This window comes from Microbacterium sp. bgisy189, assembly GCF_057707225.1.
In genome coordinates, this window is sequence record NZ_JBYIPT010000025.1 from 1 (window position 1) to 1,280 (window position 1,280).

General features: G+C 65.2%; 1 protein-coding gene. It reads left to right on the forward strand.

Annotation, left to right across the window (positions count from 1 at the left end; all coding sequences use genetic code 11):
* Positions 1–69 precede the first annotated feature (69 nt).
* Positions 70–1,247, forward strand: a protein-coding gene (locus AC3ENX_RS14580; protein ID WP_434812454.1) for an IS3 family transposase whose coding sequence is annotated in 2 segments (ribosomal slippage) — positions 70–336 and positions 339–1,247 — 1,176 coding nt in all. Because the reading frame shifts where the segments join, the coding sequence is not laid out codon by codon here.
* The last annotated feature ends 33 nt before the right edge of the window (positions 1,248–1,280 follow it).

Sequence of the window (1,280 nt, forward strand, 5' to 3'; positions counted from 1 at the left end):
GGGCGTGAAGAACGAATCGGTGACAACTGATCGTTAGTGCTGGGAGGCGCTGACGGGAAGGATGTCATCATGCCCGGTCCATATCCCCAAGAGTTCCGCGAAGACGTCGTCGCGGTCGCAAGACGCCGCGAGAGTGGCGTCACCATCAAGCAGATTGCCGTCGACTTCGGTATCAGCGAAGCGACGCTGCAGAACTGGCTCCGCCAAGCAGATGTTGAGGAAGGCAAGCGTCCCGGTCAGACCGCGGATGAGGCTGCCGAGATACGGGAGCTCAGGCGCCGGAATCGTCTCCTCGAGCAGGAGAACGAGGTGCTCCGGAAGGCCGCGGCGTATCTGTCGCAGGCGAATCTGAAACTCGGTGGCTCCCCAAAATGACATACCCGCTCGTTGCTGAGCTCGCCGACGCGGGGATCCCCGTGACGGTGTCGTGCCGGGTTCTCAAGCTCGCCCGCCAGCCCTACTACCGGTGGCGCAACGACCCTATCCGCAGCGCCGACGTGCTCCGCGCGCACCGGATCAATGCCCTGCACGACGCTCATGCTGAAGACCCGACGTTCGGCTACCGATACCTGGCCGACGAAGCGCGCCGGGCCGGGTGGCGGATGAGCCGACGGACTGCGTGGAAACTGTGCTCGCAGGCCGGGATCCTCTCGTCCGCGCAACGCCGCCGGCGCGGGAAGGGCAAGAAGACCGGCCCGCCCGTGTTCGACGATCACGTGCAGCGGCAGTTCCGTGCCGACACCCCGAACCGGGTCTGGTTGACCGATATCACGGAGCACTGGACGAGTGAAGGCAAGCTCTACTGCTGCGCGATCAAGGACGCCCACTCCAACCGGATCGTCGGCTACTCGATCTCCGATCGGATGACCGCGAAACTCGCCGTTGACGCGCTCCGCAACGCCGTCACCCGCCGCGGCGACGTCGCCGGATGCATCCTGCACGCCGACAGAGGCAGCCAATTCCGAAGCCGCGCCATGGCCCGTGAGCTCCGCCGTCACGACATGGTCGGGTCGATGGGCCGCGTCGGCGCCGCGGGAGACAACGCCGCGATGGAGTCGTTCTGGTCGTTGTTGCAGACGAACGTCCTCAATCAGCAGCGATGGGCGACCCGGCAGGACCTACGCCTCGCGATTGTCGTCTGGATCGAGCGGAAGTATCACCGCCAGCGAGCACAGGACGCCCTCGGCGGGTTGACGCCTATCGAGTTCGAAGCAAAGCTAACCGAGCCGCTCACCCTCGCGGCCTAAACCACACCTGTCACCAGTTCGTTCTTCACGCCC